The 25,052-nt window shown below is 57.9% G+C and carries 24 protein-coding genes; 9 read left to right on the top strand and 15 right to left on the bottom strand.

All coding sequences use genetic code 11. The annotated features are described in order from the left end of the window. The first annotated feature begins 34 nt into the window (after positions 1–34). Both BM205_RS18220 and BM205_RS18225 read left to right on the top strand, forming a co-directional pair. A complete protein-coding gene (locus BM205_RS18220) occupies positions 35–559 on the top strand; it encodes a hypothetical protein (RefSeq protein WP_092416361.1) in 525 nt (174 codons plus the stop codon). Further along, complete coding sequence (locus BM205_RS18225; protein ID WP_254783945.1) at positions 487–1,074, top strand: hypothetical protein; 588 nt, start codon at positions 487–489, stop codon at positions 1,072–1,074. Before BM205_RS18220 ends, BM205_RS18225 begins: the two co-directional genes overlap by 73 nt. A 10-nt stretch (positions 1,075–1,084) precedes the next feature. On the opposite strand, the gene BM205_RS18230 is transcribed toward BM205_RS18225, so the two are convergent. From BM205_RS18230 to argH, 7 genes are all read right to left on the bottom strand, one after another. Beyond that, a complete protein-coding gene (locus tag BM205_RS18230) occupies positions 1,085–1,573 on the bottom strand; it encodes an AmiS/UreI family transporter (RefSeq protein WP_092416279.1) in 489 nt (162 codons plus the stop codon). A 176-nt stretch (positions 1,574–1,749) separates the two neighbouring features. Beyond that, on the bottom strand, positions 1,750–2,487 hold the full coding sequence (locus BM205_RS18235; RefSeq protein ID WP_092416280.1) for an ABC transporter ATP-binding protein: 738 nt from the start codon (positions 2,485–2,487) through the stop codon (positions 1,750–1,752). After that, positions 2,484–3,245, bottom strand: a complete 762-nt coding sequence (locus BM205_RS18240) for an ABC transporter ATP-binding protein (RefSeq protein ID WP_217646063.1) — start codon at positions 3,243–3,245, stop codon at positions 2,484–2,486. The genes BM205_RS18235 and BM205_RS18240 overlap by 4 nt, the downstream gene beginning before the upstream one ends. After that, entirely contained in the window at positions 3,245–4,165 is a 921-nt protein-coding gene (locus tag BM205_RS18245) for a branched-chain amino acid ABC transporter permease (RefSeq protein WP_092416282.1), read from the bottom strand. The genes BM205_RS18240 and BM205_RS18245 overlap by 1 nt, the downstream gene beginning before the upstream one ends. 1 nt (position 4,166) lies before the next feature. Then, positions 4,167–5,048: a branched-chain amino acid ABC transporter permease gene (locus tag BM205_RS18250; RefSeq protein WP_092416283.1), complete on the bottom strand. Its 882-nt coding sequence runs from the start codon at positions 5,046–5,048 to the stop codon at positions 4,167–4,169. A gap of 264 nt (positions 5,049–5,312) precedes the next feature. Then, positions 5,313–6,470 carry an ABC transporter substrate-binding protein gene (locus BM205_RS18255; protein ID WP_092416284.1) on the bottom strand — a complete coding sequence of 386 codons (1,158 nt, stop codon included), beginning with the start codon at positions 6,468–6,470 and terminating at the stop codon, positions 5,313–5,315. Between the two features lie 401 nt (positions 6,471–6,871). Next, on the bottom strand, positions 6,872–8,266 hold the full coding sequence (argH, locus tag BM205_RS18260) for an argininosuccinate lyase (protein ID WP_092416285.1): 1,395 nt from the start codon (positions 8,264–8,266) through the stop codon (positions 6,872–6,874). 205 nt (positions 8,267–8,471) lie between these two features. Here argH and BM205_RS18265 point away from each other — a divergent pair, with 205 nt between their 5' ends. Further along, complete coding sequence (locus BM205_RS18265) at positions 8,472–9,566, top strand: sensor histidine kinase (protein WP_092416286.1); 1,095 nt, start codon at positions 8,472–8,474, stop codon at positions 9,564–9,566. Positions 9,567–9,622: 56 nt separating this feature from the next. Continuing rightward, on the top strand, positions 9,623–10,417 hold the full coding sequence (locus BM205_RS18270) for a LytR/AlgR family response regulator transcription factor (protein WP_092416287.1): 795 nt from the start codon (positions 9,623–9,625) through the stop codon (positions 10,415–10,417). Positions 10,418–10,429: 12 nt separating this feature from the next. Here the strand turns inward: BM205_RS18270 and BM205_RS18275 are convergent, their stop codons facing one another. The 5 genes from BM205_RS18275 to wrbA all read right to left on the bottom strand — a co-directional run bounded on the left by BM205_RS18275 (position 10,430) and on the right by wrbA (position 16,277). Beyond that, positions 10,430–11,770 (bottom strand): DUF1501 domain-containing protein, encoded by a 1,341-nt coding sequence (locus BM205_RS18275; RefSeq protein WP_092416288.1) that lies wholly within the window; start codon positions 11,768–11,770, stop codon positions 10,430–10,432. 17 nt (positions 11,771–11,787) lie between these two features. After that, positions 11,788–13,335, bottom strand: coding sequence for a DUF1800 domain-containing protein (locus BM205_RS18280; protein WP_092416289.1), 1,548 nt, complete (start codon positions 13,333–13,335; stop codon positions 11,788–11,790). A gap of 126 nt (positions 13,336–13,461) precedes the next feature. Continuing rightward, on the bottom strand, positions 13,462–14,874 hold the full coding sequence (locus BM205_RS18285) for an FAD-binding oxidoreductase (RefSeq protein ID WP_092416290.1): 1,413 nt from the start codon (positions 14,872–14,874) through the stop codon (positions 13,462–13,464). 321 nt (positions 14,875–15,195) lie between these two features. After that, entirely contained in the window at positions 15,196–15,642 is a 447-nt protein-coding gene (locus BM205_RS18290; RefSeq protein WP_254783946.1) for a DUF2069 domain-containing protein, read from the bottom strand. Next, on the bottom strand, positions 15,639–16,277 hold the full coding sequence (wrbA, locus tag BM205_RS18295) for an NAD(P)H:quinone oxidoreductase (protein WP_092416291.1): 639 nt from the start codon (positions 16,275–16,277) through the stop codon (positions 15,639–15,641). Before wrbA ends, BM205_RS18290 begins: the two co-directional genes overlap by 4 nt. A gap of 98 nt (positions 16,278–16,375) precedes the next feature. Here wrbA and BM205_RS18300 point away from each other — a divergent pair, with 98 nt between their 5' ends. Further along, a complete protein-coding gene (locus BM205_RS18300) occupies positions 16,376–17,683 on the top strand; it encodes a YihY family inner membrane protein (protein WP_092416292.1) in 1,308 nt (435 codons plus the stop codon). Positions 17,684–17,871: 188 nt separating this feature from the next. On the opposite strand, the gene BM205_RS18305 is transcribed toward BM205_RS18300, so the two are convergent. The 3 genes from BM205_RS18305 to BM205_RS18315 are packed head-to-tail and all read right to left on the bottom strand — an operon-like array spanning position 17,872 to position 20,420. Continuing rightward, the gene (locus BM205_RS18305; protein ID WP_092416293.1) at positions 17,872–18,189 is read right to left on the bottom strand and encodes an Mpo1-like protein; all 318 of its coding nucleotides are present in this window, start codon (positions 18,187–18,189) and stop codon (positions 17,872–17,874) included. A 31-nt stretch (positions 18,190–18,220) separates the two neighbouring features. Continuing rightward, entirely contained in the window at positions 18,221–19,096 is an 876-nt protein-coding gene (locus BM205_RS18310; RefSeq protein WP_092416294.1) for an alpha/beta fold hydrolase, read from the bottom strand. A 1-nt stretch (position 19,097) separates the two neighbouring features. Continuing rightward, on the bottom strand, positions 19,098–20,420 hold the full coding sequence (locus BM205_RS18315; RefSeq protein WP_092416295.1) for an O-acetylhomoserine aminocarboxypropyltransferase: 1,323 nt from the start codon (positions 20,418–20,420) through the stop codon (positions 19,098–19,100). 139 nt (positions 20,421–20,559) lie between these two features. Between BM205_RS18315 and BM205_RS18320 the strand changes: the two genes are divergently transcribed. The 4 genes from BM205_RS18320 (at position 20,560) to BM205_RS18335 (ending at position 25,044) form a co-directional block, all read left to right on the top strand. Next, positions 20,560–21,006, top strand: a complete 447-nt coding sequence (locus BM205_RS18320) for a CBS domain-containing protein (RefSeq protein ID WP_092416296.1) — start codon at positions 20,560–20,562, stop codon at positions 21,004–21,006. Between the two features lie 145 nt (positions 21,007–21,151). Beyond that, the gene (locus BM205_RS18325; protein ID WP_092416297.1) at positions 21,152–23,038 is read left to right on the top strand and encodes an MFS transporter; all 1,887 of its coding nucleotides are present in this window, start codon (positions 21,152–21,154) and stop codon (positions 23,036–23,038) included. A 129-nt stretch (positions 23,039–23,167) separates the two neighbouring features. After that, positions 23,168–24,259, top strand: coding sequence for a chorismate synthase (aroC, locus tag BM205_RS18330; RefSeq protein WP_092416298.1), 1,092 nt, complete (start codon positions 23,168–23,170; stop codon positions 24,257–24,259). 200 nt (positions 24,260–24,459) lie between these two features. After that, complete coding sequence (locus tag BM205_RS18335; RefSeq protein ID WP_092416299.1) at positions 24,460–25,044, top strand: DUF4126 domain-containing protein; 585 nt, start codon at positions 24,460–24,462, stop codon at positions 25,042–25,044. The last annotated feature ends 8 nt before the right edge of the window (positions 25,045–25,052 follow it).

Consider the following 25,052-nt stretch of genomic DNA (forward strand, 5'->3'; position numbering starts at 1 on the left):
CTCCGTGGCCGGTGCTTACATATTGGATTCGGTAATGCGGTTAAAGCAGATAAGTGGTTGGGTGGTGTTGGGTAGTGTCGTGATGTTGAGTGCTTGTAGTTCCGTCGTGACCGAGGGTAGTTCGGCAGCGGCGGGGGTGGCCGGTACTGCGTTGGCGAGCAAGCTTACCAATAATGCCGCGGTGGCGACCGGTATCGGTCTCGGTGTGCAAGCGGCGACGCGCGCGGGTGTGCAGTATCAGCAGCGCAAGGTGCATGGCGAGGCACAGGACGCCATCGCCGGCACAGCCGGCAGCCTGGCGGTCGGCGCGGTCGCCAACTGGCAGGTCGTACACTCGTTGCCGATCGAAGACAATGAGCGCGGCCGGGTTACCGTCAGCCGGGTTATCGCCAGCCAGGGCATGAGTTGCAAGGAGATCGTGTTTTCTGTCGACGGGCTGGTGGATAAGGCTAGCAAACCGACCAGTGAATTTTACATGGCGACCATATGCCAGGCGGGACCAGCCTGGAAGTGGGCGTCCGCGGAACCCGCAACCGAGCGCTGGGGAGCATTGCAGTGATGCGGCGCGGTGGTATTTCACGCAGGGCTGTCAGTGGCGCCTGTTTGCTGGCGGCGGCAGTAGTATTGAGCGGCTGTAACAGCATCGGCGGTTTTGCCGGCGCGGCGGCGGGCGTCGCCAGCGGCGCCGTCAGCTCCAATCCGGCAGTGGGCTATGCCGTCGGCATAGGCGTGCAAGCGGCGACCGACGCAACTACCAAATATATCTACCGCAGCTGGCAGAAAACCGAACAGGATGAAATTGCAGCCATCACCGGTCAGTTGGAGGTGGGCCAGTCACGTCACTGGGCATACGTCAATCCGATCGGCTACGGTAACGAGCAGGGAGAAGTGCGCGTGACGCGCCTGATAGACACCCCGCTGGCTCTATGCAAGGAAATGATGCTGTCGGTCGACACGGGTGAGGGTGCGCAGTTGAAGCGCGCCTGGTATATCGCCAGCGCTTGCCGCAGCGATGATGTGTGGAAGTGGGCGGTAGCGGAACCAGCGGTGGAACGCTGGGGTAGTCTGCAGTAGCGGTCTCTTGTTACCAGCGGCCGGTCAGCATTAAAAAGCCAGGAATCCAACATGAAAAAATTCCGATGATCGCAGTGATGGGACCGAGCGATCGAATGGTTTTTTGAAGCGCCATGGCCAGGAAAAACAGGAACCAGAGTGCGCCCCATGCCAGCCACATCACGGTAGAACGGATATCCTGGTTCACCGCCAGCCACGCCATCGGCAAGGTATTGATAGCGACGAACAGGCAGTACCAGCCTAAGCCTTTGCCGTTCATGCCTTTCCATTGCACCACTGCCAGATACAGGTAAGTGAAGGCAAACAACAGGCCCGCCGCGGTGCTGAGGTAGCCGGCATTGTCAACGCTGCGGACCAGGCCCAGCAGACTGATGAACAGCGCCAGGATGCCGACCAGGAAATTGAAGACGGCATTTTCACGCGCCTCGATGCGGCCGGTCAAGCCGACGCCATTGACGACCAGCACTGCGCCGATGAACAGTAGAGCAATGCCCAACATGGTTTATTTCCTTCTGCAAGACTATCGATAATTCTGTCGGATTTTCCGAGTTTGCAGGGAAGATACCCGGTTGTCTTATATGCAGGTATGCCGGAAATGAATAAGGCCAATATGAATATTGGCCTTGAATTTGAACGCTACATAGGTTTAATGCAAAGCTGGCATAACCGAGCAGGTCAACCGCCCAGATACGCTTCCAGCACCTTAGGGTTGTTCAGCAAGTTACTGCCGCTTTCAGCCAGCACGATCTTGCCGGTTTCCAGCACGTAGCCGCGCTGGGCGATGCGTAGCGCTTGCCGGACATTTTGTTCGACCAGCAAAATCGTCAGGCCGGTGCGGTTGATTTCCTGGACGATGCGGAAAATCTCTTGCACCAGCAACGGCGCCAATCCCATCGACGGTTCATCCAGCAACAGTACGCGCGGTTTGGCCATCAATGCGCGGCCGATGGCCAGCATCTGCTGCTCGCCGCCCGACAGGTTGCCGGCCAGGCCATCCTTGCGCCGCTGAAGTACCGGGAACAGGGAATACACCCACTCCAGATCCTGGGCTATCTGCGCCTTGTCCTTGCGGGTGTATGCGCCCAGTGCCAGGTTTTCGGCGATGCTCAGGGTGGTGAGCGTGGCGCGGCCCTCGGCTACCTGTACCACGCCGCTCTGGACGATCTTGTGCGGCGATAGTTTGGTCAGGTCTCGCTGGTCGAACAGCACTTGTCCGCGGATCGGTTTCAACAGGCCGGAGATGGCGAGCAGGGCGGTGCTTTTGCCGGCGCCGTTAGCGCCCACCAGCGCAGTGATTTCGCCTTCATTAAGCGTCAGGTCTATACCTTTGACCGCTTCGATATGGCCATATGAAACCGCCAGGTCCTGCACTTGCAGAATCGGTGTCTTGTTCATGTTCGCTTCGGCCTTCATTCTGCGTCTTCCTTGCCCAGGTAGGCTTCAATCACTTCCTGGTTATTCTTGATCTGATCGGGAGTGCCTTCGGCGATGATGCGGCCGAAGTTGAGCACCGCGATGCGGTCGCACAGGCCCATCACGAAGCGCATATCGTGCTCGATCATGAAGATGCTGAAACCGCGTTGCTTGATGTTCAGGATTTCCGTCATCAGCTCGGTTTTTTCGGCGGGATTCATGCCTGCCACCGGCTCGTCCAGCAGCAACAGCTTCGGCTTGGTCGCCAGCGCCCGGGCGAATTCGAGCTTGCGCTGTTCGCCATAGGAGAGGCTGTCGGCCAGCATTTGCGCCTTATGATCCAAACGTACCCAGGACAATAATTCCAACGCCCGCTCGCGCGCTTGAGCTTCTATCTTTCTGAAGCCGCCAAGATTGAGCAACACGCTGCCGAAGCCGTAGTGCATATGATCGTGCATGCCGACCACGACGTTTTCCAGCAAGGTCATTTCCTTGAACACGCGGATGTTCTGGAACGTGCGGGCGATACCGCGCTCGGTGATCTTGTGCGGTGCGACCTTGCCGATGTCCTGGCCGTCGAATTCGATCGCGCCGCCGGAAGCGCGCAGCAAACCGGTGATCAGGTTGAAGACGGTGGTCTTGCCGGCGCCGTTAGGGCCTATCAAGCCAAAGATGCCACCCTGCGGGACATTAAAATTGACGTCCTGCAAAACCTGCAGGCCGCCAAAGTTCTTGCTGATGTTTTTGAGTTGCAGCATTATTTACTTCCTCCAGCCTGTGCCTTGCGCTGGAAAAACGCACGGGTCCAACCTTGGATCCGACGCGGGTCCCAGATGCCCTTCGGCAGATACAGGATCACCAGCACCAGGATCAAGCCGTTGACGACCGACCGGTAACTGTTGAAATCGCGCAGCGCTTCCGGCAGCAGCGTCAGCACCATACCGCCGATGGTCGGGCCGATCAGGGTGCTGGTGCCGCCGAACACGGCCATGGTCAGAATCTCGACGGCGTTTTCGAAAGCGTAGTTGCCGGGGCCGATGGTGAAAGTGTAGTGGGCGTTGAGGCCGCCGGCCACGCCGGCAATGGCAGCGCCGATGACAAACGCCAGCAGCTTGTAGCCGGCGACATTGATGCCCATCAGGCGCGCCGCAACTTCATCTTCCTTGATGGCTTCGAAGGCGCGGCCGATTTTCGAGCGGCGGATGCGCGCCAGGATGTACAGCGTAAGCGCCAGCAGCAACACGATGTGCCACCATTCTGTTTTCAACGGGATGCCGTTCAAACCGAGCGGGCCGCCGGTGATATCCATGTTGAGCACAACCACTCTGACCACCTCGCCGAAGCCAAGGGTCGCCATCGCCAGATAGACGCCGGACAGGCGCAAGGTCGGAATGCCGATGATCAGCGCCACCAGCGCCGGCAATGCGCCGCCGATTGCCAGCGCTACCGGAAACGGCAGGCCGGTCTGCATGCTGATCAGCGAGGCGGCATAAGCGCCGATACCCATGAAGGCCGCATTGGCCAAGGACAGCAGACCGCATGACAACGTAACGTAAATCGAAAGTGCCAGCATGGCGTTGACGCCGAGGCTGAAAATGACGGTATTGTAGGTCGACCAGAAGCCGTCCCACCAATCCAGGAAGCCGGCAGCGCCGACAGTTGTAAGCAATTCGGTCATGTCAGGCCTTCCTTTCCAGTACTTTGCCGAACATGCCGGAAGGCTTGACCAGTAAAATCAGAAACAGCAATCCGAACCCCACGGCGTCGCGGAAATCGCTGGAAATATAGGCTACCGTCAGCACCTCGGCGAAACCGAGGAACAGGCCGGCAATCATGGCGCCGCGAATGTCGCCCATGCCGCCCAGGATGATGACGGCGATGCCTTTGTGCAGCATCGGCTGGCCCATGAATGGCGTAATCGCGTTGAACGACAGGCCGACCAGCACGCCAGCGGCTCCGCCCAGGGCGGCGGCAGCGAACGAGGTCAGGTAGAACAGGCCTTCGACATTGATGCCGAGCAGGTATGCTGCTTTCGGCGATTCGGCTATCGCGCGCAAGGCACGGCCGAGCTGGGTGCGGCGCATGACCGCTAGCAGCACCAGCATCAGGATGAAGGAAATCAGGACGATGCCGATTTGCACCGCGGTGACATGCAGATGGCCCCAGTTATAGCTTTCTTCCGGAATGGTGCCGACCGGGAAGCGTTTGTTTTCAGCGCCAAACATACCTTGCGCCAGGCTGGTGAGGATGGTGGCGACGCCGATGGTGGCGATCATTGGCGCCAGATGGGGGGCGTTGCGAGCACGCAGCGGCTTCAGCACCAGATAGTCGACCAGCAAGCCGATCAGGCCGGACACCAGCATCGCCGCCAGCATCGCCAGCCAGAGTGGCAGCGCCAGGTGTTCCACCAGCAGCAACGCCGCGTAACTGCCAAGCATGAAAATGGCGCCGTGCGATAAATTGATCACGCCCAGCACGCCGAAGACCAGCGTGAAACCCAAGGCAAACAGCGCATAGACGCTGCCCAGCGAAAGGGCGTTGATGAGTTGTTGTTCAAGCATGGAGGTTTTTTTCTAAAAATCAGCCGCAAAGATAGTTAAGTGGGGTCAGAGTTTTTTTACGATAGCTTTATCGTCGTAAATTACACTCCCCGTGCGGCTCTGACCCCAGTTAACGGACTACGGAGTACAGTTCTTTGCGGCCTGTGCAGTACTTTGTTAGTGCGACGAAGGCATTCTTTCTCCGGACGCCGTCAATAGGGGACAGAGTAATTCGTCGCGCTGCGGCGACTCTTAAACTCTGTCCCCAATTGACTAGAGACTCCGTTACTTCAGCAAAATGAACTTGCCGCCCTTGGCAATATTCACAATCGCTTCCTGCTGCGCGTCGTAGCCGACTTCCTTGCCGGCCACTGCCGGCGCCTTGCGGAATGCGAATTTGCCTGTCGCGCCATCAATCGTCACTGCCCGTAAAGCCTGCTGCAAAGCAATCCGATCCTTATCAATCGCACCACTCAGCTTGACGTTCTTCAAAGCAGCGGCAACAACATGCAAAGCGTCATAAGCTTGCGCAGCAAACTGATCAGGATCACTGCCGAACTTGGCTTTATAAGCAGCCATGAATGCCTTGTTGGCAGGCGTCTGGTTTTCGGACGACCATGGGCTGCCCATGATGGTGTCGTCGCCGGCGCCCTTGGCGATATCAAACAGCTTCGGCGAGTTCAGGCCGTTGCCGCCGATGAACGGCTGCTTCATGCCCAGCGCACGGGTTTGCAGGATGATGTTGGCCGCTTCTTCAGTCAGGCAGGAGCAAACGATGGCGTCTGGATTCGAAGCCTTGATCTTGGTCAGCTGCGCCTTGAAATCGACGTCGCCCTTGGCATACGCTTCAGTGGTGGTGACCGGGATTTTCTGATCGGCCAGGGTTCCCTTGAAAACGTCGTAACCGCTCTTGGTGAAAGCGTCGTCGTTACCGTAGATGATGGCGACTTTCTTGATGCCGAAGTGCTTGACCGCAGCGCGTGTGGTGACCGGCAGAACGTCGGCTTCCATGACGGAGTTGCGGAAGGTGAACGGGCCCATGGCGGTGATACCGTCAGCGGTATTGCTGGTGCCGAATGCTACCACTTTAGCGGCATTGGCGATCGGGTCGGCAGCGAATGCCGAGTTGGACAGGGTAGGGCCGAATACCAGCAAAACCTTGTCCTTGAAGATCAGTTTCTTGAAGACGTTGATGGCTTCTTCTTTTTTGCCTTGCTCATCTTCGATGATCAGTTGCAGCTTGTTACCGCTAACGCCGCCGGCAGCGTTGACTTCATCTGCAGCCAGTGAAAAGCCGTTCTTGATGGCGACGCCGTATTTGGCGGCTGGGCCGGTCAGTGCTGCGGCCAGGCCGAGCTTGACGTCGGCGGCATGTGCGGAACTGCCCAGGCCGGCGGCAAGCATCAGCAAAGGGAGTGTTTTCAGGAATGTTTTGACTCGCATTTATAAATCCTCCAGGTACCGTTTTTTTGAGCGATGACTTACCACATGTCTCCAGGCAGCAGCGGACAAGGTCAGCTACGGCCGAAAAGCATTATGAAGTAAGAGATCAGCTAGCAGCTAGCGTTTTTATTTCGGCGCGTGCTGGGTGGACGCACCAAAAGTGAACAAAGTATAAGGGATTTTCGGTCAGAAATTCCTGGCACACATATTACTCACGAGCCAGGTAAAGCGGATGTTTTACGCGGAGGGGTGACGACTTTTGGTCGGTAATGGAGAGATATTGCGTGTTTTTGGCCAATTATACTCGGCGTTGAGAATTTTTGCCGGGGACCTTATGCCAAATTGGCATGATGGGAAGCATTGCGCTTCCCATCATTTTAAAGATTCGATCTAAGACTAAATCAGCCCAGCTGCTCACGCAGATGCTGGATTGCCAGGCGTACCTGGCGCGGTGCGGTGCCGCCGATATGGTCGCGCGCCGCTACCGAGCCTTCCAATGTCAGCACCTCGAAAATATCATCCTCGATCAACGGCGAGAATGCGCGCAATTGATCCAGAGACAGATCGCTCAGATCGCAAGCCTGGTCGACGCAGCTGCGCACGGCGCGTGCCACGGCTTCGTGGGCATCGCGGAACGGCAGGCCTTTCTTGACCAGGTAGTCGGCCAGGTCGGTGGCGGTGGCGTAGCCTTGCAGGGCGGCGGCGCGCATAGCTTCCGGCTTGACGCTGATACCGCGCGCCATGTCGGCAAAGATGCGCAGCGTGTCAGTCAACGTGTCGACGGTGTCGAACAACGGTTCTTTGTCTTCCTGGTTATCCTTGTTGTAGGCCAGCGGCTGGCCTTTCATCAGGGTCAGCAAGGCAATCAGATGGCCGTTGACGCGGCCGGTCTTGCCGCGCGCCAGTTCCGGTACGTCGGGATTTTTCTTTTGCGGCATGATCGAGGAGCCGGTGCAGAAGCGGTCGGCGATGTCGATGAAGCCGATGCGCGGGCTCATCCAGATCACCAGTTCTTCCGACATGCGCGAGATGTGGGTCATCACCAGCGCGGCGGCGGCGCAGAATTCAATCGCAAAATCGCGATCCGAGACCGCATCCAGCGAATTGCGGCAGACGTCGTCGAAGCCGAGGGTGGTCGCCACGCGTTGGCGATCGATCGGGAACGTGGTGCCGGCCAGTGCGGCGGCGCCCAGCGGCAGGCGGTTGACGCGCTTGCGGCAATCCTGCATGCGTTCGGCGTCGCGCCCGAACATTTCCACGTAGGCCAGGATGTGATGGCCGAACGTGATCGGTTGTGCTACCTGCATGTGGGTAAAGCCGGGCAGGATGGTGTCGGCGTGCTGTTCCGCCAGATCCAGCAGGGCCAGGCGCAGTTCGCGCAGCAAGCCGCTGATGTCGTCGATGGCGCCGCGCAGGTAGAGGCGGATATCGGTTGCGACCTGGTCGTTGCGCGAACGGCCGGTATGCAGGCGTTTGCCGGCATCGCCGACCAGTTCGGTCAGGCGTTTTTCGATGTTCAGGTGGACGTCTTCCAGATCCAGCAGCCATTCAAACTTGCCGGCGTCGATTTCGCCCTGGATCTGGCTCATGCCTTTCTGGATGGCCGCATAGTCGTCGGCGCTGATGATTTTTTGATATGCCAGCATCTCGGCGTGGGCCAGCGAGCCTTGGATATCGACTGCGGCCAGGCGCTTGTCGAAAAATACCGAGGCGGTGTAGCGTTTGACCAGATCAGAGACCGGTTCGGAGAAACGAGCCGACCAGGCTTCGCCTTTTTTGGAGAGTTGTGCTGTCATAATTATGTATTGAACCAAGTGTTGAATCGGGTATTGAATCGTGCGCTGGGATAGCAATGAATTATGCGATTATAAATCACCGCTCCTGAAAACCTGCTTTTATGGTTGAATCTCGGCGCGCAGATGCATGTCGCAGGCATCTGCCGGTCTCAGGAAAAAACTTAAAACAACCATTAATTGCTGTTCAGATAACTAATTTTCCTTCATGCCCAACGATCAGATCGCAGACACCGCGCAAGCGCAGCAGCCGAATACCGTTGTGATTCCCGATGGCTGCAACCTGGGCGTGGTGTTTCGCGCGCTGATCGCGGTTAATCTGGCCGTCATGGTGGCGCTGCTGCTGCACAGCGATAGCGTGATGGCGGCGCTCAACAGCTTTGTCGAGTCGGCCATGCTGATCGAACCTGCCTGTTTCCTGTCATTGTCGATATTGTGCGGTTTGCATCGGCTTGCCGACCGTTTTTCTTTGTTTATGCAACGCGTGTCATGCTGGTTCGTGCCGGCACTGGTGACGATTGCGGTAATCAGGCTATTGTCTGGCTTCGACTGGTTTCTCAGCGGCTTTTCTCATCTGAGCGCCACCGGCGGCATTCCGCTTGCCGCATTTGTGGCGGCGTTGTTCGGCGGCGCGTTGCAACACTATTTCGAGTTGCGCGCCAAAGCCTTTTCTCCGGTCCTGGTGGAAGCCAGGTTGCAAGCCTTGCAGGCACGGATCCGGCCGCACTTTCTGTTCAACAGCCTGAATGCGGTGCTGTCGCTGATCCGGACCGAGCCACGCCGGGCCGAGGCGGCGCTGGAAGATTTGGCGGATCTGATCCGCGTCTTGATGCGCGATGGCCGCGCCATGACCACGTTGGAAAAGGAAATCCGCCTGTGCCGGCAATACCTGTCGATAGAAAAAATACGTCTTGGCGAGCGCCTTAAGGTGCAATGGGAGCGCGCAGGCATCAGCGATGAAGTGATTTTCCGGGCGCAGATTCCGACCTTGCTGTTGCAGCCTTTGATAGAAAACGCCGTCCACTATGGCGTCGAACCGAGTAGCGAGCCGGCCTTGATCCGGATCCAGCTAAGTCATTCGCTGGAGCGGATTGAAATCATCATCACCAATCCTTACAATCCGTACAGCGGCAAAGGTGTGGCCGCGCTGCCTGAAGGGAATCAGATGGCGCTGGAGAATATCCGCGAACGGCTGTCGTTGCTGTACGATGTCGAAGCGCAATTGACTACCACCACCAAGCTCGGCCAGTTTGAAGTGCGCGCCAGTTTTCCGTATGTCAAAGCGGCCTTGGTCAAGCAGTAAAGCAGTGAATAAAAATCAACTAAATACAACAGTGCGGATACTCTCTTTCTAATTCCATGATCCCTCGCATATTTATCGTCGATGATGAGGCGCCGGCGCGCGCCAGGTTGAGCACGCTGCTATCCGATATCGTGGCCGACTGCCCGCATTACCTGGTGGGCGAAGCCGGCCATGCGGAGACCGCGCTGGAAGGTATACGGGCCACCGCGCCGGATTTGATTTTGCTGGATGTGCAAATGCCCGGCATGAGCGGCCTGCAACTGGCCGAGCAGCTGATCCGCAACGCCGGCAGCAGCGAGCCGCCGCTGATAATTTTCGTGACTGCCTATGACGATTACGCCTTGAGCGCATTCGATGTGCAGGCTTTCGATTACCTGGTCAAACCGGTGCGCGCGACGCGACTGGCGCAAGCTATCACGCGCGCCAGCCGCGTGCGGCAGCATGCGCAAGCGGCCGCAATGGCTGCGCCGCCGGCCGTTACAGGCTTGCCGCGCCAGCATTTTGCAGTGCAGGAACGGGGCCGCATGTCGCTGGTGCCGATGGCGGAAGTGCTGTATCTGAAGGCGGAATTGAAATACGTCACGCTACGTACCAAGAGCAAGGAATACCTGATCGAGGATTCGCTGGTGTCGATCGAAGAAGAGCTGGCTGCGCACTTTGTGCGAGTGCATCGCAATGCATTGGTGGCGCGTAACGCTATCAGCGGCGTCGAGCGCGTCATGCATGCCACGGATAGCGACAGCGACGGCGATAAGCCTCAGGAAGTCTGGCAAGTCATCTTGCGCGACATCGATCATCGTCTGCCGATTTCACGGCGGCAGTTGGCGGAGATCAAGGCATTGGTGCGCTAATTCCCGGCTGTTTTACACCAGGAAATTCAATGCATGCGCATTGCCCGCGCCATATTGCGGAAACAGTTTTTGCATGGCCGGATCGCCGATCCGCATGTGTTTTTCCGCCAGCGTCGCCAGCACTGCGCGGAAGTCGGTGGTGACAGCCAGGTCGCGGCCTTCATTGAGTGACTTGTCGTCGATGCCCGGCCATTGACCGTAGATGCTGCGGCCGCGGACATTGCCGCCTAACAGCCACATGGCGTTACCGTGGCCGTGATCGGTGCCGCCGTTGCCGTTTTCGCGGAAAGTGCGGCCGAATTCCGACATGACCACAATCACCGTATCGTTAAAGGCCGGCCCGAGTTCGCGCGCCAGGGTAGTCAAGCCGTCGGCCAGCGGTCGCAGGCGATTGGCCAGCTGGCCGTTGCCGTTGCCCTGGTTGGTATGGGTATCCCAGCCGCCGACGGCAATAAAACCTAGCCGGATATCGGGGTTGCTGCGCATCAAACGGCCCAGGCGGGAAGTGTCGATCGATAAGCCATTTGGCAGCGGCGCACCGTTATTGGCTGCCTTTTGCTCGGTGCTGCTGGCGTCGGCCATCAATTCCTTGCGTGCCGAAATGCCGTCGCGATAGGTTTTGCCAAGGACCGCATCTTGCGCATAGAGCGCGGCATAAGTCTGGTTGACTTCAGGGCGGTCGATCAGGGTTGGCCTGGTGGCATCGCGACCGGTTGGCATGTTGGCGACTACCGCCTTGCCGGTCAGGATGCGCGGCACCGATTCACCCAGGGTCAAAGCTTGCATCGGCGATGCCGATACCGGCATCGCGCCAAGCATCCGATTCATCCAGCCATCGCGGGTATTGTGTTCTCCCGGCGTCCCGGTTTCCATGTAATCCTGCGCTTCGAAATGCGAACGCGACATGTCGGGCGATCCGGAGGCGTGAATGAATGCCAGCTGGCCGCCGTCCCAATATGGCTGGAGTGCTTGCAATGCCGGATGCAGGCCGAAATAACCGGTCAGGTCGATCGCGCCGTTTTGCGTTCCGGGGCGCGACACTGCAATCCCTGGCCGTGCCTTGTAATAGTTGTGATCGCCGTGCGGCACCACCACGTTCAAGCCATCCACCGCACCACGCAGGAACGCCACGATCATGCGCGGCGTGCCATCGCCTGCGGCATGGGCGCGTTGCAACGGGCTGCCATACGATAACGGGCTGTCGCTGACGACGGCTGCTGCGATCGGGGGAGCCTTGGCTTTTGCTTGCGGTTTGGTGGCAGGCGCCACCACGCAACCGGACAAGCCGACTGGAATCAGGATCGCGCCACTGGTGCACAAGCCGAGATGGCGGATGAAATCACGACGGTTCATAACAGGGCTCCAATGGGCTATCTTTTCATGAAATCCGGACTGCCGAGTATCAGGCCGACTTGCAGGTTGGCGGGTGCGGCACTGATGGTGCTGAGGCTGTACTGCGCCAGCGTCGGAGTCAAGGTTTGTATCAGTTGCTGTGGGTCGATGGGGGTGCCAAAGGCGGGGCCACCAACTGCGCCGGCGCTCGACGCAACGCCTGCCGGGACTTCGCCGCGCGCTATCGGCGTTTTGCCGTTGCTCAGGCTGTTGACGAAATTGATCCGGCGTAGCAGGGCATCCGGATTGAGCCAGGCTTCTTCGGAAAATTTATAGCCTTCCGGGGTCAGCCAGCCATATAGCGGCTGGCCGAGCTGATTCAACACACCGTCAATCGGTTTGACGTTAAGCACCGGCGTTGCGGTTGCGCGTAGCGACGACACCACATATTGGTACGGAGTCTTGAACTGTGTCTGGTAATTACTGCGGGCCCAGAATTCGGGGCTGTCGAACAAGGTATGGAGTACCGCCTTGATGTCGCCGTCGCTGCTCAGGAAACGGCGCGCCAGTTTCTCGGTCAGCACCGGTTCGGGTTTGTCGGAAACAAAATACCGGACCAGTTTGGCGGCAACGAAGTGCGCGGTGGCGGGATGGCGCGCCAGGATATCCAGCGCCTGCTCGCCTTCCTGATAGCCGCTGCCTTTGATGGTCTGGCCGAGGAATACCTTATCGCCGAAATCATGGCGGCGCGGGTTGAAGACGAATCCCGGCTGGCCGTCTGTCATGCCTTTTTGATCGATGGTCCAGCCGGTCAGGATGCGCGCCAGGGAAATCACGTCGGCCTGGGTGTAGCCGCTGTCGACCCCCATGGTGTGCAGCTCTAGCAATTCACGGCCGTAATTTTCGTTGAGTCCTTTGAAGCGGCCTTTGGCTTCCGGTGTATTGACGCCGCTGCTCAGCCAGTTGTCAAGGTAGTACAACATCGCCGGATGATGGGCAACCGCGCCCAGCAGCTGGCGGAAATTGCCGAGTGCATTGGGCCGCAATACGTCTTTTTCATATTCGCCGTCCCAGTAGCGCACCCATTCCTTGCCTTCGAAGACGTTGAAATGGTTGAACCAGAACTCGGTCATCACTTCTTGTAACTGACGCGGGCTTTCGGTGGCTTGCCACAGGCGGGCAAAATGCACCTGAGGTGTGATTTCCTTGTTGGCGCGCTGGCGCGCCATGTTCTTTTCTTCGGGAGTGGCGGTATTGGGAGGGAAGGATGGCGGGCCGTACTGCTGGTAAAGCTGGGACGATGTCAGTTGATAAGTCGACAAGGTTGACAGTTTATCCGTCAGGTCGGCTGGCATTGGCACGCTGTCAGGATTCAATTGCTGTTCGATGTAGCGCTTGATGCCGATGTGTCTGACTGCATCGACGTCGCCGGGACGGGGGCCATAGGCCAGCCGGTTCAGGACATGCAGCGCTTTTTCCGAGTCGCTCAGCGGCGGCTGGGTAGTTTGCGCATTGGCGTTAAGCGTTGCCAGGCCGCCCAGCAGCAAAGCGATCGATAGCACACCAGGGTTTCTTATTGTCGACATGTTCCACCTTATGCAATTTTCGGCTTACACCGCTAATTAACGCTTGGCTAGCGGTCTGCGCATACAAGGGTGGTGTAACAGATTGTAATACGGCAATATCGACAGATCGGGAAATCGTTTGGCGAATCAGATTACCTTGCCTGGGTTCATCAGGTTCAATGGATCGAGCGCCTGTTTGATGGTTTTCATCAGCGCAATTTCCACCGGGGATTTGTAGCGCAGGATCTCGTCGCGCTTGAGGGCGCCGAGCCCGTGTTCGGCCGAGATCGAGCCGTTCATGCGGTCGACGCTGTCGTGCACCAGGCGGTTGATGTCGGCTTGCCGTTCTATGAATTTCTCTGCGGAAGTGTTAATGGGCGGCGAGACGTTGTAATGCAGGTTGCCGTCTCCCAGATGGCCGAAAGTGACGTTGCGGCAACCGGGGAAATGTTCTTGCAACATGGTGTCGGTGACGCTGATGAATTCGGCTATGCGGGAAATCGGCAGCGAGATGTCGTGTTTGATATTCTTGCCTTCCTTGGCTTGCGCCTCGGATATGCTTTCGCGCAGTTGCCACAGGGCGCGCGACTGGGCGGTAGAAGTGGCGAGTACGGCATCCTGGCAAATATTTTGTTCTAGCGCATCGCCGATAACTGCTTCTAGTAGCGTACTGGCATGGGGGGCGGGTTCGCTGTCGGATAATTCCAGGAGTACATAGTGCGGGTGGTGCTCTGCGAAGGGAAACGGCAATCGGGGGAAATGCCTGGCTACCAGTTGCAGGCACAGGTCGGACATCAGTTCAAAACCGGTCAGGGTGGCGCCGCAGCGGTCTTGCGCCAGGCTTAGCAGGCGCAGGGCGTCGGCTGGGGTCTGGACTGCAGCTAGCGCGGTGAGTTGGACTTTCGGCTGCGGAAATATTTTCAGTACGGCTGCAGTGATGATGCCCAGCGTGCCTTCGGCGCCGATGAACAGGTCGCGCAGGTCGTAACCGGTGTTGTCTTTGCGTAGTCCGCGCAGGCCGTGCAGGATTTCGCCTTGGGCGGTGACTACTTCCAGTCCGAGGCAGAGTTCGCGGGTGTTGCCGTAGCGGAGTACGGCGGTGCCGCCGGCGTTGGTGGAGAGGTTGCCGCCTATGGTGCAGCTGCCTTCGGCTGCCAGTGACAGGGGGAGCAGGCGCTGTTCGGCGGCGGCGGCTTCCTGGATGTGTTGCAGGATGCAGCCGGCTTCGACGGTGACGGTGTGGTTGAGTGGGTCGACGGCGCGGATCTTGTTGAGGCGTTTTAGCGATAGGACGATTGCTTGGCCGCTTTGGTCGGGGACGCTGCCAAGTACCAGGCCGGTGTTGCCGCCTTGGGGGACGATCGGGATCTGGAATTTTTCGCAGAGTTTTACGATGGCTGCTACTTCGGCGGTGTCGGCGGGTTTGACCACGGCCAGCGCGGTGCCGGTGTAACGCTGACGCTGGTCGGTCAGATATGCAGCCTTGTCGGCCTCATCCGTGAGAACGTGTGCAGCGCCAATAGCACTACGGCAACCATCCAGAAATTCAGTGTTTTTCATGTCCAGGTTCAGCAAAAAAAGCTAAATGGGGTCAGAGTTTTTTTTCGCGCCCTTTGCGAAAATTACTCTGACCCCTTTTAGCGGACCACGGAGTACGTACGCGGGCGTTCGACGCGAATTCTCGTTATCTAATACGGTTGCTACTCCGTGGGTACATGCCGGGGGTAGTCCGGCGGCTAGTCACTTTTCTTGCTTCGCCAAGAAAAGTAACCAAAAGAAGGCGACCGCAAAGCCACTGCCTTCCCTTCGGTCAGGTCCCCATGCGGACTTCAAAGTCAAAAGCCGCGTCAAAAACAACCGCAACTGCAACCCGGTAATTTTTTACTCTTGCGACGCCTTCTTGATCGCTTGTTTTGCTACTTCCTTGGCGGCTTTTTTGTAAGGCCGCAGGTAAAGAATCGTGCACAAGAAAAAAATGGTGCTCAGGGCTACTTCTACCCAACCAAGCCTGCTGGACAAAAGATTGCTGTCGCTGGTGGCGCGTACTATGCCTTCGGTGAAATAGATCAGGATCAGCATCGAGGCCCATTGCATGGTGTAGACGTCGCGTTTCAATACGCCACGTAGCGGAAATAGCAGTGGTACTACTTTCAATACCATCCAGGAACCACCCGGCCGTAACGGTGCCAGCGCCAGTTCCCAGGCCAGGCCTAGTGCTATCAGGGCTAGCAGGCTGCCGACTGCGCCGAAATAGAAGAAGCGTGGCTGGCGCGCTGCGTGTGGCAGGGGGTGGGTCGATACGCCGGGTTTTAGTTTGGTGGTCATCATGCCCTCGCTGTGTCGCGCTTGGGATTTAACTTCAAGGCGGTTTCTGCCAGGCGCCGTCCTTGGGCGATCGCTAGTATGCGGCTCTCGGCAGAGATTGGATGCGTGCCGTTCATGCCGGACCAGTGGCTGGCGCCATACGGCGTGCCGCCACTGGCGGTTGTCATTAATTCTGGCAGCGTGTAGGGTAGGCCCATCACCAGCATGCCATGGTGCAATAGGGGCGTCATCATCGATATCAGCGTCGATTCCTGGCCGCCGTGCAGACTGCCGGTGGAGGTAAACACGCAAGCCGGCTTGCCGGCCAGGGTGCCGGCCAGCCAGTCGGTGCTGGTGCCGTCCCAGAAATACTTCATGGCGGAGGCCATGTTGCCGAAGCGGGTTGGCGATCCGAGCGCCAGGCCCTGGCATTCGTGCAGATCCGCCAGTTCGACATAGGGCGCACCTTCCGACGGGATATCGGGGGCGCTGGCTTCGGTCACGGTCGATACGGCCGGTACGGTGCGCAAACGTGCTTCGCAGCCGGCCACGGCGTCTATTCCCTGGCCGATCAGTTCGGCCAGCTTGCGGGTCGAACCATGGCGGGAGTAGTACAAAACCAGAATTGGTGTATTAACGTTAATATTGGATGAGCTCATTTTGGTATTATAGGGCGCTTTAGCGTCGGTTCACGCTGCAAATGCGCGTTGGATCGCGAAGCTCGGCAGCAACGCGGGCGGGCAAGATTAGGTAAAACATGAAGTCAATAAAATTTTCCGGATTACGCGGCCTGTCCTGGTCGGAATTGCGCGATCTGTTTCGGTTCGCGGCGCGCCGCCTGGATGAGGAGCGCTTGCCGCAAGTGGCCGGTAGCCTGACCTTTACCTCGATTCTGGCACTGGTGCCGATGCTGACCATCGCGCTGGCGATCTTTACCGTGTTTCCGTTGTTCGGCACTTTTCGCGCTTCGCTGGAGCAGTATTTCGTGCATAACCTGATGCCGCGCGGGTTCTCCGATACGATTCTCAATTCTCTCAATCAGTTTGCCAGTAAATCGGCCAAATTATCGGCGGTCGGCGGCATTGCGCTGATCGTGACTTCGGTGTTGACGATGTCGACGGTCGACCACGTGTTCAACCGCATCTGGCGGGTCAAGACCCAACGCCCATGGATCCACAGGGTGCTGGTGTATTGGGCGATTATCACGCTAGGGCCGCTGCTGATCGGTATTTCGATCAGCGTCACATCTAATATTTCGGCGGTTACCAATGGGCTGGTGATGAGCTGGGTCGGCAACTGGTTTTATACGCTGGTGTCGATAGCGTTGACTACCGGTGCTTTTACCCTGCTGTACGTGGCGGTGCCGAATCAACGGGTGGACTGGCGCGACGCGGTGTGGGGCGGCTTGCTGGCCGGTATCGCGTTTGAAATCGCCAAGCGTTTCTTTGCCGCCTATGTGATCAAGTTTCCGACCTACACCATGGTCTACGGCGCCTTGGCCGCCTTGCCGATTTTCTTGTTGTGGATCTACATGTTATGGATGATCACGCTGGTCGGCGCCTTGCTGGTGGCGGCGTTGCCGGTAGTGAAATATGAACGTTGGTGGCATGTGCCGACCCCGGGCAGCGCTTTCGTTGATGCGATGGCGGTATTGGGCGTGCTGTATCAAGCCAGGACCGAGGGCAATTCAGCCGCAGTGGATGCATCGCAGATACGCCGCGCAACCCGGTTGGGTTTCGATGAGTCAGAGAGCTTGCTGCAGCAAATGCTGGAGATCGGCTGGGTCGGCTGCGTACAGACCGAGATGCAGGCCAGAAGCCAGTGGGGGCGTAAAGTACGTGTCAGTATCGATGGCTGGATTTTACTGGCTAATCCGGATGTGCTGAAACTTGCAGACATCTACCGCTTGTTCGTGTGCAACCTGGTAGCGGCCAAAGTGACTAAATCAGCGCTGGCATGGCAGGTTGAAGCTGCCATAGAGCAAGGCCTGGAACAGACCCTGGCGGCGTATTTTATCGCGGGCGGACTAGTACAGCCTCAACTTGAGAGTGCCGCAGCGTCCTAGTCCCGGGACTCGGAAATAGCTGATTTGCGCCAGGTTTTTGTACGTCGCATGTGTGTAATTAATTACAAACCGGCGCTGTTTTGTGGGCATTCGATGGTTGTTTTTTTGTGATGTTTAAAAGTAAATTAATCGTTATTTTAAGGGATAAACGGTCCACATTGCTGTGAGCCGTTTTTTTACATGATTAATTAAAAAGAAACCTGGCCGGTCAGCATCTGCCAGTACATGACCCAATCGCCAAGGAAAGAGTAGAGCGGTTGTTTAAAGGTGGCGGGACGGTTCTTCTCGAATACGAAATGGCCGACCCAGGCAAAGCCGTAACCGCACGCCAGCGCCACCGGCAACCAGTACCAGGCGCCGGTCAGCACCAGCGCGACCAACGCCAGCAGCGCCAGCGTCGAGCCGGCGAAATGCAGTTGGCGGCAAGTGCGGTTGCTGTGCTGGCTCAGGTAACTTGGATAAAACTCGGCAAACGTCTCGTATTTCTTTTCAAGTACGGTAGGCATGGCGTCTCCTCGAAGTTACTGTTCTTTAAGCTTAATCCCCCTTGATGGCAGCTGCAACTGCTGAGGAAGAGCGCAGCGCCGCCGTGGCAAACTTGAACAAATGATCCAGTACCGCATCCGGCTGTTCCGCCATCAATGCATGGCCGCTGGCTTCTACCTGCACTACCTTGGCATGTTTGATCGCAGTAATCAGGCCGGCCGCGGCTTTGGCGGGTGTCATGACATCGCGTTGGCCGAGCAGGAACAGGGTAGGGCAAGTCACGGCTTGCGATGCCTGTTCGCCGTTTGCATAACTGTTGCATGCTGCAAAGTCGGTATAGAACACGGTCGGCTTGCTTTCTGATTGGCGAGCAATGCGCTGCATCAGGCGTTGGCTGGCTCCCTGTACGTAGAATCCCGGGCCGGGGGCAGAGGGTTTGGGTGAAATAGTCGAATGCGACCAGATGTTCACCATGTCGATCGCACTATGTTGCGCATTATTGGCGGCATCGAGCAGCGCATCGGCGACTTTCATCGGATACGCAGTGCCGACCAGGGCAATGCCTGCGATACGCGCGGAGCTTGCTGCGCGACCGGCAGTTTCCAGTGCAATCAGCGAACCCATGCTGTGTCCGACCAGGATCGCTTTGGTGACACCCGCAGCGTCCAGCAACGAATTCAACCATTCTGACAATTCCTCGATGGTGGCCAGGGCGGGACCCTGGCTGCGCCCATGTCCCGGCAGATCCACCGCCAGGACACCGAAGCCATGATGGGCGAAATAGCGGGTTTGCAAGATCCACACAGAATGGTCGTTCTGACCGCCGTGGATAAACACCGCAGTCGGCAAAGCCGGGTTGAAGGCTTTGCCGCCGGTATAACAATAAGTATCGTAATCTGTGCTGCGGAAGTGTGTTTTTAGTAACATCTCATTGTTCCTTCCGCTCGGCGCGCTGTGACATTTTCAGGCCGTGGGCCAGGTCTTCAATCAGATCCTCGACGTTTTCCAGGCCTATCGACAGCCTCAAGGTGCCTTCGGTAATGCCGGAGGCCGCCAGTTGCTCGCTCGGGACCCGGAAGTGGGTGGTCGAGGCCGGATGGATGACCAGCGATTTGGCATCGCCGACATTAGCCAGGTGGGAAAATATCTTGAGCGATTCCACCATGCGCCGGCCGGCTGCGCGATCGCCCTTGAGGTTGAACGAGAACACCGCGCCGCAGCCTTTTGGCAGCAGTGTCTTGCTCAGCGCATGGCCGGGATGCGAAGGCAATTCAGGATAGGCGACCGACTCGACCGCAGCGTGCGCCGCCAGGAATTCGACTACCTTACGAGTATTGGCGACATGCTTTTCCATGCGTAGCGCTAGCGTCTCTATGCCTTGCAGGATGGCGAAAGCATTGTGCGGACTCATGACCGCGCCGAAATCGCGCAATCCTTCGCGGCGGGCGCGCAAGGAAAACGGTGCGACTGTCGATTCCTCCGAAAACACCATGCCGTGGAAACCTTCGTACGGCTCGCACAATTCGCTGAAGCGGCCGGTTTTTTCATACGCTTGCTGCCAATCGAAAGTGCCGCCGTCCACCAGCAGGCCGCCGACTGCGGTGCCGTGGCCGCACAGGAATTTGGTGGCCGAGTGGAACACCAGGTCGGCGCCATGATCGAACGGGCGCAGCAGGTACGGCGTGGTAAACGTGGCATCTACCATCAGCGGCAGATAATGCTCATGCGCCAGGGCCGCAATGCGCGGGATATCCAGCACGTCCAGCCCAGGATTGCCGAGCGTCTCGCCGAACAGTACTTTGGTATTCGGCCTGATCGCCGCGCGCCAGGCATCCAGGTCGCTCGGATCGACAAAGGTAGTTTCGATGCCGAAGCGTTTCATGGTGTAGGACAGCAGGTTGTGCGAACCGCCATACAAGGCGCGCGACGCCACGATATGCGAGCCGGCGCCGGCGATAGTGGCCAGGCCCAGATGCATGGCCGCTTGTCCGCTGGCGACAGCAATTCCGGCGACGCCGCCTTCGAGCGCGGCGATGCGCTCTTCCAGCACAGCGTTGGTGGGGTTGGAAATGCGCGAATACACGTGGCCTGCGCGTTCCATATTGAACAGTGAGGCAGCGTGGTCGGAATCCTTGAAGACAAAGGCCGAGGTCAGGTAGATCGGCGTGGCGCGGGCGCCGGTGGCCGGATCAGGGACGCTGCCGGCGTGCAGCGACAGGGTGTCGAAGCCGGGGTAATGGGGGGCGCTCATGGTGTTTGCTGTCTCCTTCTATTCTTGAAATATGAGAACTCGTTCTACTCGTGATGCGCTGCGCGGTAGATTTTTAGTCTGGCTTAGGCTACATTCTGGATATAAGCAAGCATAACTCAAGCAAAGGCAGGATGGCCCCATGAAAGTTTCTGAGATCCTCAAAGTCAAAGGCAATATTCTCTACACAGTGACGCCGGAAACGCCGTTGATCGACGCCGTCAATACGATGGCGGAAAAAGATATCGGTTCGCTGGTAGTGATGGAGTTCGGTACGCTGGTGGGGATGCTGACTTTCCGTGAAGTGATGAACGCGATTCACCAGAACGGTGGTGCGGTCGGCAGCAACACGGTGCGCAAGCATATGGACGACAGCCCGATTACCGTCACGCCCGATACGGAAGTCAATGAAGTGCGACGTATCATGCTGGAGCGCCACGCACGTTACGTACCGATCATGGATGCCCGCACCTTGCTGGGCGTGATGTCGTTTTATGACGTAGCCAAAGCGGTGCTGGACGCCCAGGGTTTTGAAAACAAGATGCTGAAAGCCTACATTCGCGACTGGCCGTCCAACGCCGACGAATAGGATTTGTTTAAAGCTTGTCAGGAACCGTTTGTGGCAGGGAGATGCCGCAAACGGTTTTTTTGCGTAATTGTGTAAGTTTTAAAAAATATTAAAACAGTAATGCATTCGTCGCTGCCGAGGCGCGCCCCTTCCCATTAGTCCACTTATGTCCAAATCCAGTCAATTTGCCCTGCTGCGCCAGCGACGCTTCGCTCCTTTCTTCTGGACCCAGTTCTTTGGCGCTTTCAACGACAACGTATTCAAGACCGCCTTGCTGACGATCCTGACTTACGAAGCGTTGAGCTGGACCAGCATGGATGTCAATCTGTTGAACAACCTGATTCCGGGTTTGTTCATTTTGCCGTTTGTGGTGTTTTCGGCGACTGCCGGCCAACTGGCCGACAAGTTCGAGAAATCGCGCCTGGCGCGTTATGTAAAGGTACTGGAAATTGTCATCATGGCGATTGCCGCCGTGGGCTGGATGACGCATAGCTTATGGCTGTTGGTTCTGGCGGTGGTGGGCATGGGTGTCCATTCGACCATTTTCGGGCCGGTCAAGTACGCCTATCTGCCGCAGCAGCTGCGTCAGGATGAACTGGTCGGCGGCAATGGCATTATCGAGATGGGAACTTTCGTCGGCATCTTGTTGGGTGAAGTGCTGGGCGCGGTGCTGGTGGTGCACAAGCCGTGGGGTATCGAACTGGTGGCGGGCGGTACCTTGGCGATTGCGGTCGTCGGCTGGCTGTTCAGCCGCGGCATCCCGCTGACGCCGGCCGCCGAACCGGCGTTGAAGATCAATTGGAACCCGATTACCGAAACGGTGCGCAACCTGGGATTTTCCCGCAAGAACCGGCCGGTGTTCCTGGCTATGCTGGCCAACTCGTGGTTCTGGTTTTACGGCGCGATCGTGCTGGCGCAGTTCCCGTTGTATGCGAAAAATTACCTGCATGGCGACCATAGCGTTTTTGTCCTGTTGCTGACGGTATTCTCGCTCGGCGTCGGCACCGGCTCGCTGCTGTGCGAACGCTTGTCGGGCCACAAGGTGGAAATCGGGCTGGTGCCGTTTGGCGCGATCGGCCTGTCGGTGTTTGGTTTCGACCTGTTTCTTGCCAGCCTCGGCTACACCAATACCACGATGGTCGACATGGCCGGTTTTGTGCAGCAGCACGGCAGCTGGCGCATCCTGTTCGACTGCGTAATGATCGGCCTGTTCGGCGGCCTGTATATCGTGCCGCTGTTTGCCGTGATCCAGACCCGTTGCGACCGCCGGCATCTGTCGCGCACGATTGCCGGCATGAATATCATGAACGCCTTGTTCATGGTGGCGGCGGCGCTGGTAGCGATGACCTTGTTGAGTTTCGGTTTCACGATTCCGCAGATTTTCCTGGTTACCGCGATTCTCAATGCCATCGTCGCGTTGTATATTTTCACGGTGGTGCCGGAATACCTGGTGCGTTTCGTGGCCTGGATATTGATTCATACCATCCATCGGGTCCGCACCATCAACCGCGACCGTATTCCGGACGAAGGCGCTGCGGTGCTGGTCTGTAACCACGTCAGTTACGTCGATGCGATCGTGATCATGGCGGCTAGTCCGCGGCCCATCCGTTTTGTGATGGATCACCGGATTTTCAAAATCCCGGTGCTGGCCTGGCTGTTCAAAACCGCCAAGGCGATTCCGATTGCGCCGGCCAAGGAAAATCCGGAATTGATGGAGCGCGCGTTTGCGCAAATCGCTGCAGCGCTGGAAGATGGCGACCTGGTCTGTATTTTCCCGGAAGGTAAATTGACCAGCACCGGTGAAATGAACGAATTCCGAGGCGGCATCAAGAAAATCATCGACCGCACGCCAGTGCCCGTGATCCCGATGGCATTGAGCGGTTTGTGGGGGAGTATGTGGACCCGTGGTGCCGGCAATCCCTTTCAACGCTCGTTCAAGCGCGGTCCGCTATCGGCTCTGCAACTGACGGTGGGTGAAGCGGTAGCGCCGACTCAGGCGACGCCGGAATATTTGCAGCAGCAAGTACAGACTTTGCGCGGCGCCTGGCAGTGAATTCCGCCATCCTCGCGGACGCGGGAATGAAGTGGGGTGTTGAAATGATAACTATTGGCGCCCGATTCACTATCACGGCAGCTGCGCTGGTAAAATTACATTTTTCAGCCCCTTTTTATCTGGATCATCATGCCCGGCAATACCTTCGGCAGTCTGTTTAGCGTCACCAATTTCGGCGAATCACACGGTCCGGCCATCGGCTGCATAGTCGACGGCTGCCCGCCGGGACTGGAATTGTCCGAAGCCGATATCCAGCCCGACCTGGATCGCCGCAAACCGGGTACTTCCCGCCATGTTACCCAGCGCCAGGAGCCGGACACGGTGGAAATCCTGTCCGGCGTCTATGAAGGCAAGACCACCGGCACCCCGATCATGCTGTTGATCCGCAACCAGGACCAGCGCAGCAAGGATTACGGCAATATCGTCGACACCTTCCGCCCCGGCCACGCCGATTTTACCTATTGGCAAAAGTACGGCATCCGCGATCCGCGCGGCGGCGGCCGTTCGTCGGCACGTCTGACGGCGCCAATGGTGGGCGCTGCGGCCATCGCCAAGAAGTGGCTGCTGCAGCAATACGGCACCACTTTCAAGGGCTGCATGAGCCAGCTGGGCGAAATCCCTGTCGCTTTCGAGTCTTGGGACCACGTACCGAACAACCCGTTTTTTGCCGCCAATGTTAGCCAGATCGCCGAACTTGAGGCGTATATGGATGCGTTGCGCAAAGATGGCGATTCCTGCGGCGCCCGTATCGATGTCGTCGCTTCCAAGGTGCCGGTAGGCTTGGGCGAGCCTTTGTACGACAAGCTGGATGCCGAGATCGGCTACGCCATGATGGGTATCAATGCGGTCAAAGGCGTGGAAATCGGCGCCGGTTTTGCCTCGGTGGCGCAAAAGGGATCGCAGCATGGCGACGAAATCACCCGCAACGGCTTCCTGACCAATAACGCCGGCGGCATCCTGGGCGGCATTTCGAGCGGCCAGGACATCACCGTGTCGATCGCCATCAAGCCGACATCCAGCATCCGCACGCCGCGGCAGTCGATCGACAAGCAAGGCAATCCGGCCACGGTCGAGACTTTCGGCCGCCACGATCCTTGCGTCGGAATCCGGGCGACACCGATTGCCGAAGCCATGCTGGCCCTGGTGCTGATGGACCATGCCTTGCGGCATCGCGCCCAATGCGGCGATGTGCAGGTCGCGCCGCTGGTCGACTCCAAGTAATTTTCTGGCGCCGCCCCACAGTTTGGCGGCGCCCATCCTCTTTTCGTTATTTCCCGTGCGTTGTTGATTTACCGGGTTGTTGAACTCCTGCGGCCGATTTTTGTCTGCAAGATAGCTAATCTTGCGCGCCTGATGTAGGTTTACGTTACGCTAGCCGTAACACTCAAAACCAGATCGACTCCGGAGAAAGAGGGGACATCATGATTGATACACTTTCCAGCGCTGCGCTGGCCGGTGGCTTATCGTGGGCCAGCGGCATCCGCCTGTATATGGCGTTGTTCATCGCCGGCTGGTTCGGCCGCCTGGGCTGGATCGATCTGCCGCAGGCGCTGCAGATACTGGAATCGCCATGGGTGATCGGTGTTACCGGCTTGATGGCAGCGATCGAGTTTCTGGTGGATAAGATTCCCGGACTTGATTCAGTCTGGGACGCGATCCACACCTTTATCCGGATTCCGGCCGGCGCCATCCTCGCAGTGGCTGCCATGGGCCACATGGATCCGGCCTGGACTACGGTGGCGGCGCTGATAGGCGGCACTTTTGCGCTGGGGGCGCACGCTACCAAGGCCGGCAGCCGGGCCATGATCAACACCACGCCGGAACCCTTGAGCAACTGGACTGCATCGTTTTCCGAAGATGCAACCGTGCTGGGTGGCTTATGGGCGGCTTTTTTCCATCCCTGGCTGTTGTTTGCATTTCTGTTCCTGTTTTTCCTGTTTGCGATCTGGCTGCTGCCTAAGCTGTGGCGCGGATTACGCTGGGTATTTCAAAGGCTAGCTACATGATTTTTTTG

Origin of the sequence: Collimonas sp. OK307 (assembly GCF_900113705.1) — a bacterium.
Lineage (GTDB): Bacteria > Pseudomonadota > Gammaproteobacteria > Burkholderiales > Burkholderiaceae_D > Collimonas.

Bases quoted from the DNA above. Each gene is read 5' to 3' on its own strand.
- BM205_RS18265 (WP_092416286.1), top strand. From the start codon at position 8,472: ATGCCCAACGATCAGATCGCAGACACCGCGCAAGCGCAGCAGCCGAAT.
- BM205_RS18250 (WP_092416283.1), bottom strand. From the start codon at position 5,048: ATGCTTGAACAACAACTCATCAACGCCCTTTCGCTGGGCAGCGTCTAT.
- BM205_RS18335 (WP_092416299.1), top strand. From the start codon at position 24,460: ATGATTGATACACTTTCCAGCGCTGCGCTGGCCGGTGGCTTATCGTGG.
- BM205_RS18270 (WP_092416287.1), top strand. From the start codon at position 9,623: ATGATCCCTCGCATATTTATCGTCGATGATGAGGCGCCGGCGCGCGCC.
- BM205_RS18255 (WP_092416284.1), bottom strand. From the start codon at position 6,470: ATGCGAGTCAAAACATTCCTGAAAACACTCCCTTTGCTGATGCTTGCC.
- BM205_RS18305 (WP_092416293.1), bottom strand. From the start codon at position 18,189: ATGCCTACCGTACTTGAAAAGAAATACGAGACGTTTGCCGAGTTTTAT.
- aroC (WP_092416298.1), top strand. From the start codon at position 23,168: ATGCCCGGCAATACCTTCGGCAGTCTGTTTAGCGTCACCAATTTCGGC.
- BM205_RS18240 (WP_217646063.1), bottom strand. From the start codon at position 3,245: ATGCTGCAACTCAAAAACATCAGCAAGAACTTTGGCGGCCTGCAGGTT.
- wrbA (WP_092416291.1), bottom strand. From the start codon at position 16,277: ATGAGCTCATCCAATATTAACGTTAATACACCAATTCTGGTTTTGTAC.
- BM205_RS18220 (WP_092416361.1), top strand. From the start codon at position 35: ATGCGGTTAAAGCAGATAAGTGGTTGGGTGGTGTTGGGTAGTGTCGTG.
- BM205_RS18275 (WP_092416288.1), bottom strand. From the start codon at position 11,770: ATGAACCGTCGTGATTTCATCCGCCATCTCGGCTTGTGCACCAGTGGC.
- argH (WP_092416285.1), bottom strand. From the start codon at position 8,266: ATGACAGCACAACTCTCCAAAAAAGGCGAAGCCTGGTCGGCTCGTTTC.
- BM205_RS18225 (WP_254783945.1), top strand. From the start codon at position 487: ATGCCAGGCGGGACCAGCCTGGAAGTGGGCGTCCGCGGAACCCGCAAC.
- BM205_RS18290 (WP_254783946.1), bottom strand. From the start codon at position 15,642: ATGATGACCACCAAACTAAAACCCGGCGTATCGACCCACCCCCTGCCA.
- BM205_RS18300 (WP_092416292.1), top strand. From the start codon at position 16,376: ATGAAGTCAATAAAATTTTCCGGATTACGCGGCCTGTCCTGGTCGGAA.
- BM205_RS18315 (WP_092416295.1), bottom strand. From the start codon at position 20,420: ATGAGCGCCCCCCATTACCCCGGCTTCGACACCCTGTCGCTGCACGCC.
- BM205_RS18245 (WP_092416282.1), bottom strand. From the start codon at position 4,165: ATGACCGAATTGCTTACAACTGTCGGCGCTGCCGGCTTCCTGGATTGG.
- BM205_RS18235 (WP_092416280.1), bottom strand. From the start codon at position 2,487: ATGAAGGCCGAAGCGAACATGAACAAGACACCGATTCTGCAAGTGCAG.
- BM205_RS18285 (WP_092416290.1), bottom strand. From the start codon at position 14,874: ATGAAAAACACTGAATTTCTGGATGGTTGCCGTAGTGCTATTGGCGCT.
- BM205_RS18325 (WP_092416297.1), top strand. From the start codon at position 21,152: ATGTCCAAATCCAGTCAATTTGCCCTGCTGCGCCAGCGACGCTTCGCT.
- BM205_RS18310 (WP_092416294.1), bottom strand. From the start codon at position 19,096: ATGTTACTAAAAACACACTTCCGCAGCACAGATTACGATACTTATTGT.
- BM205_RS18230 (WP_092416279.1), bottom strand. From the start codon at position 1,573: ATGTTGGGCATTGCTCTACTGTTCATCGGCGCAGTGCTGGTCGTCAAT.
- BM205_RS18280 (WP_092416289.1), bottom strand. From the start codon at position 13,335: ATGTCGACAATAAGAAACCCTGGTGTGCTATCGATCGCTTTGCTGCTG.
- BM205_RS18320 (WP_092416296.1), top strand. From the start codon at position 20,560: ATGAAAGTTTCTGAGATCCTCAAAGTCAAAGGCAATATTCTCTACACA.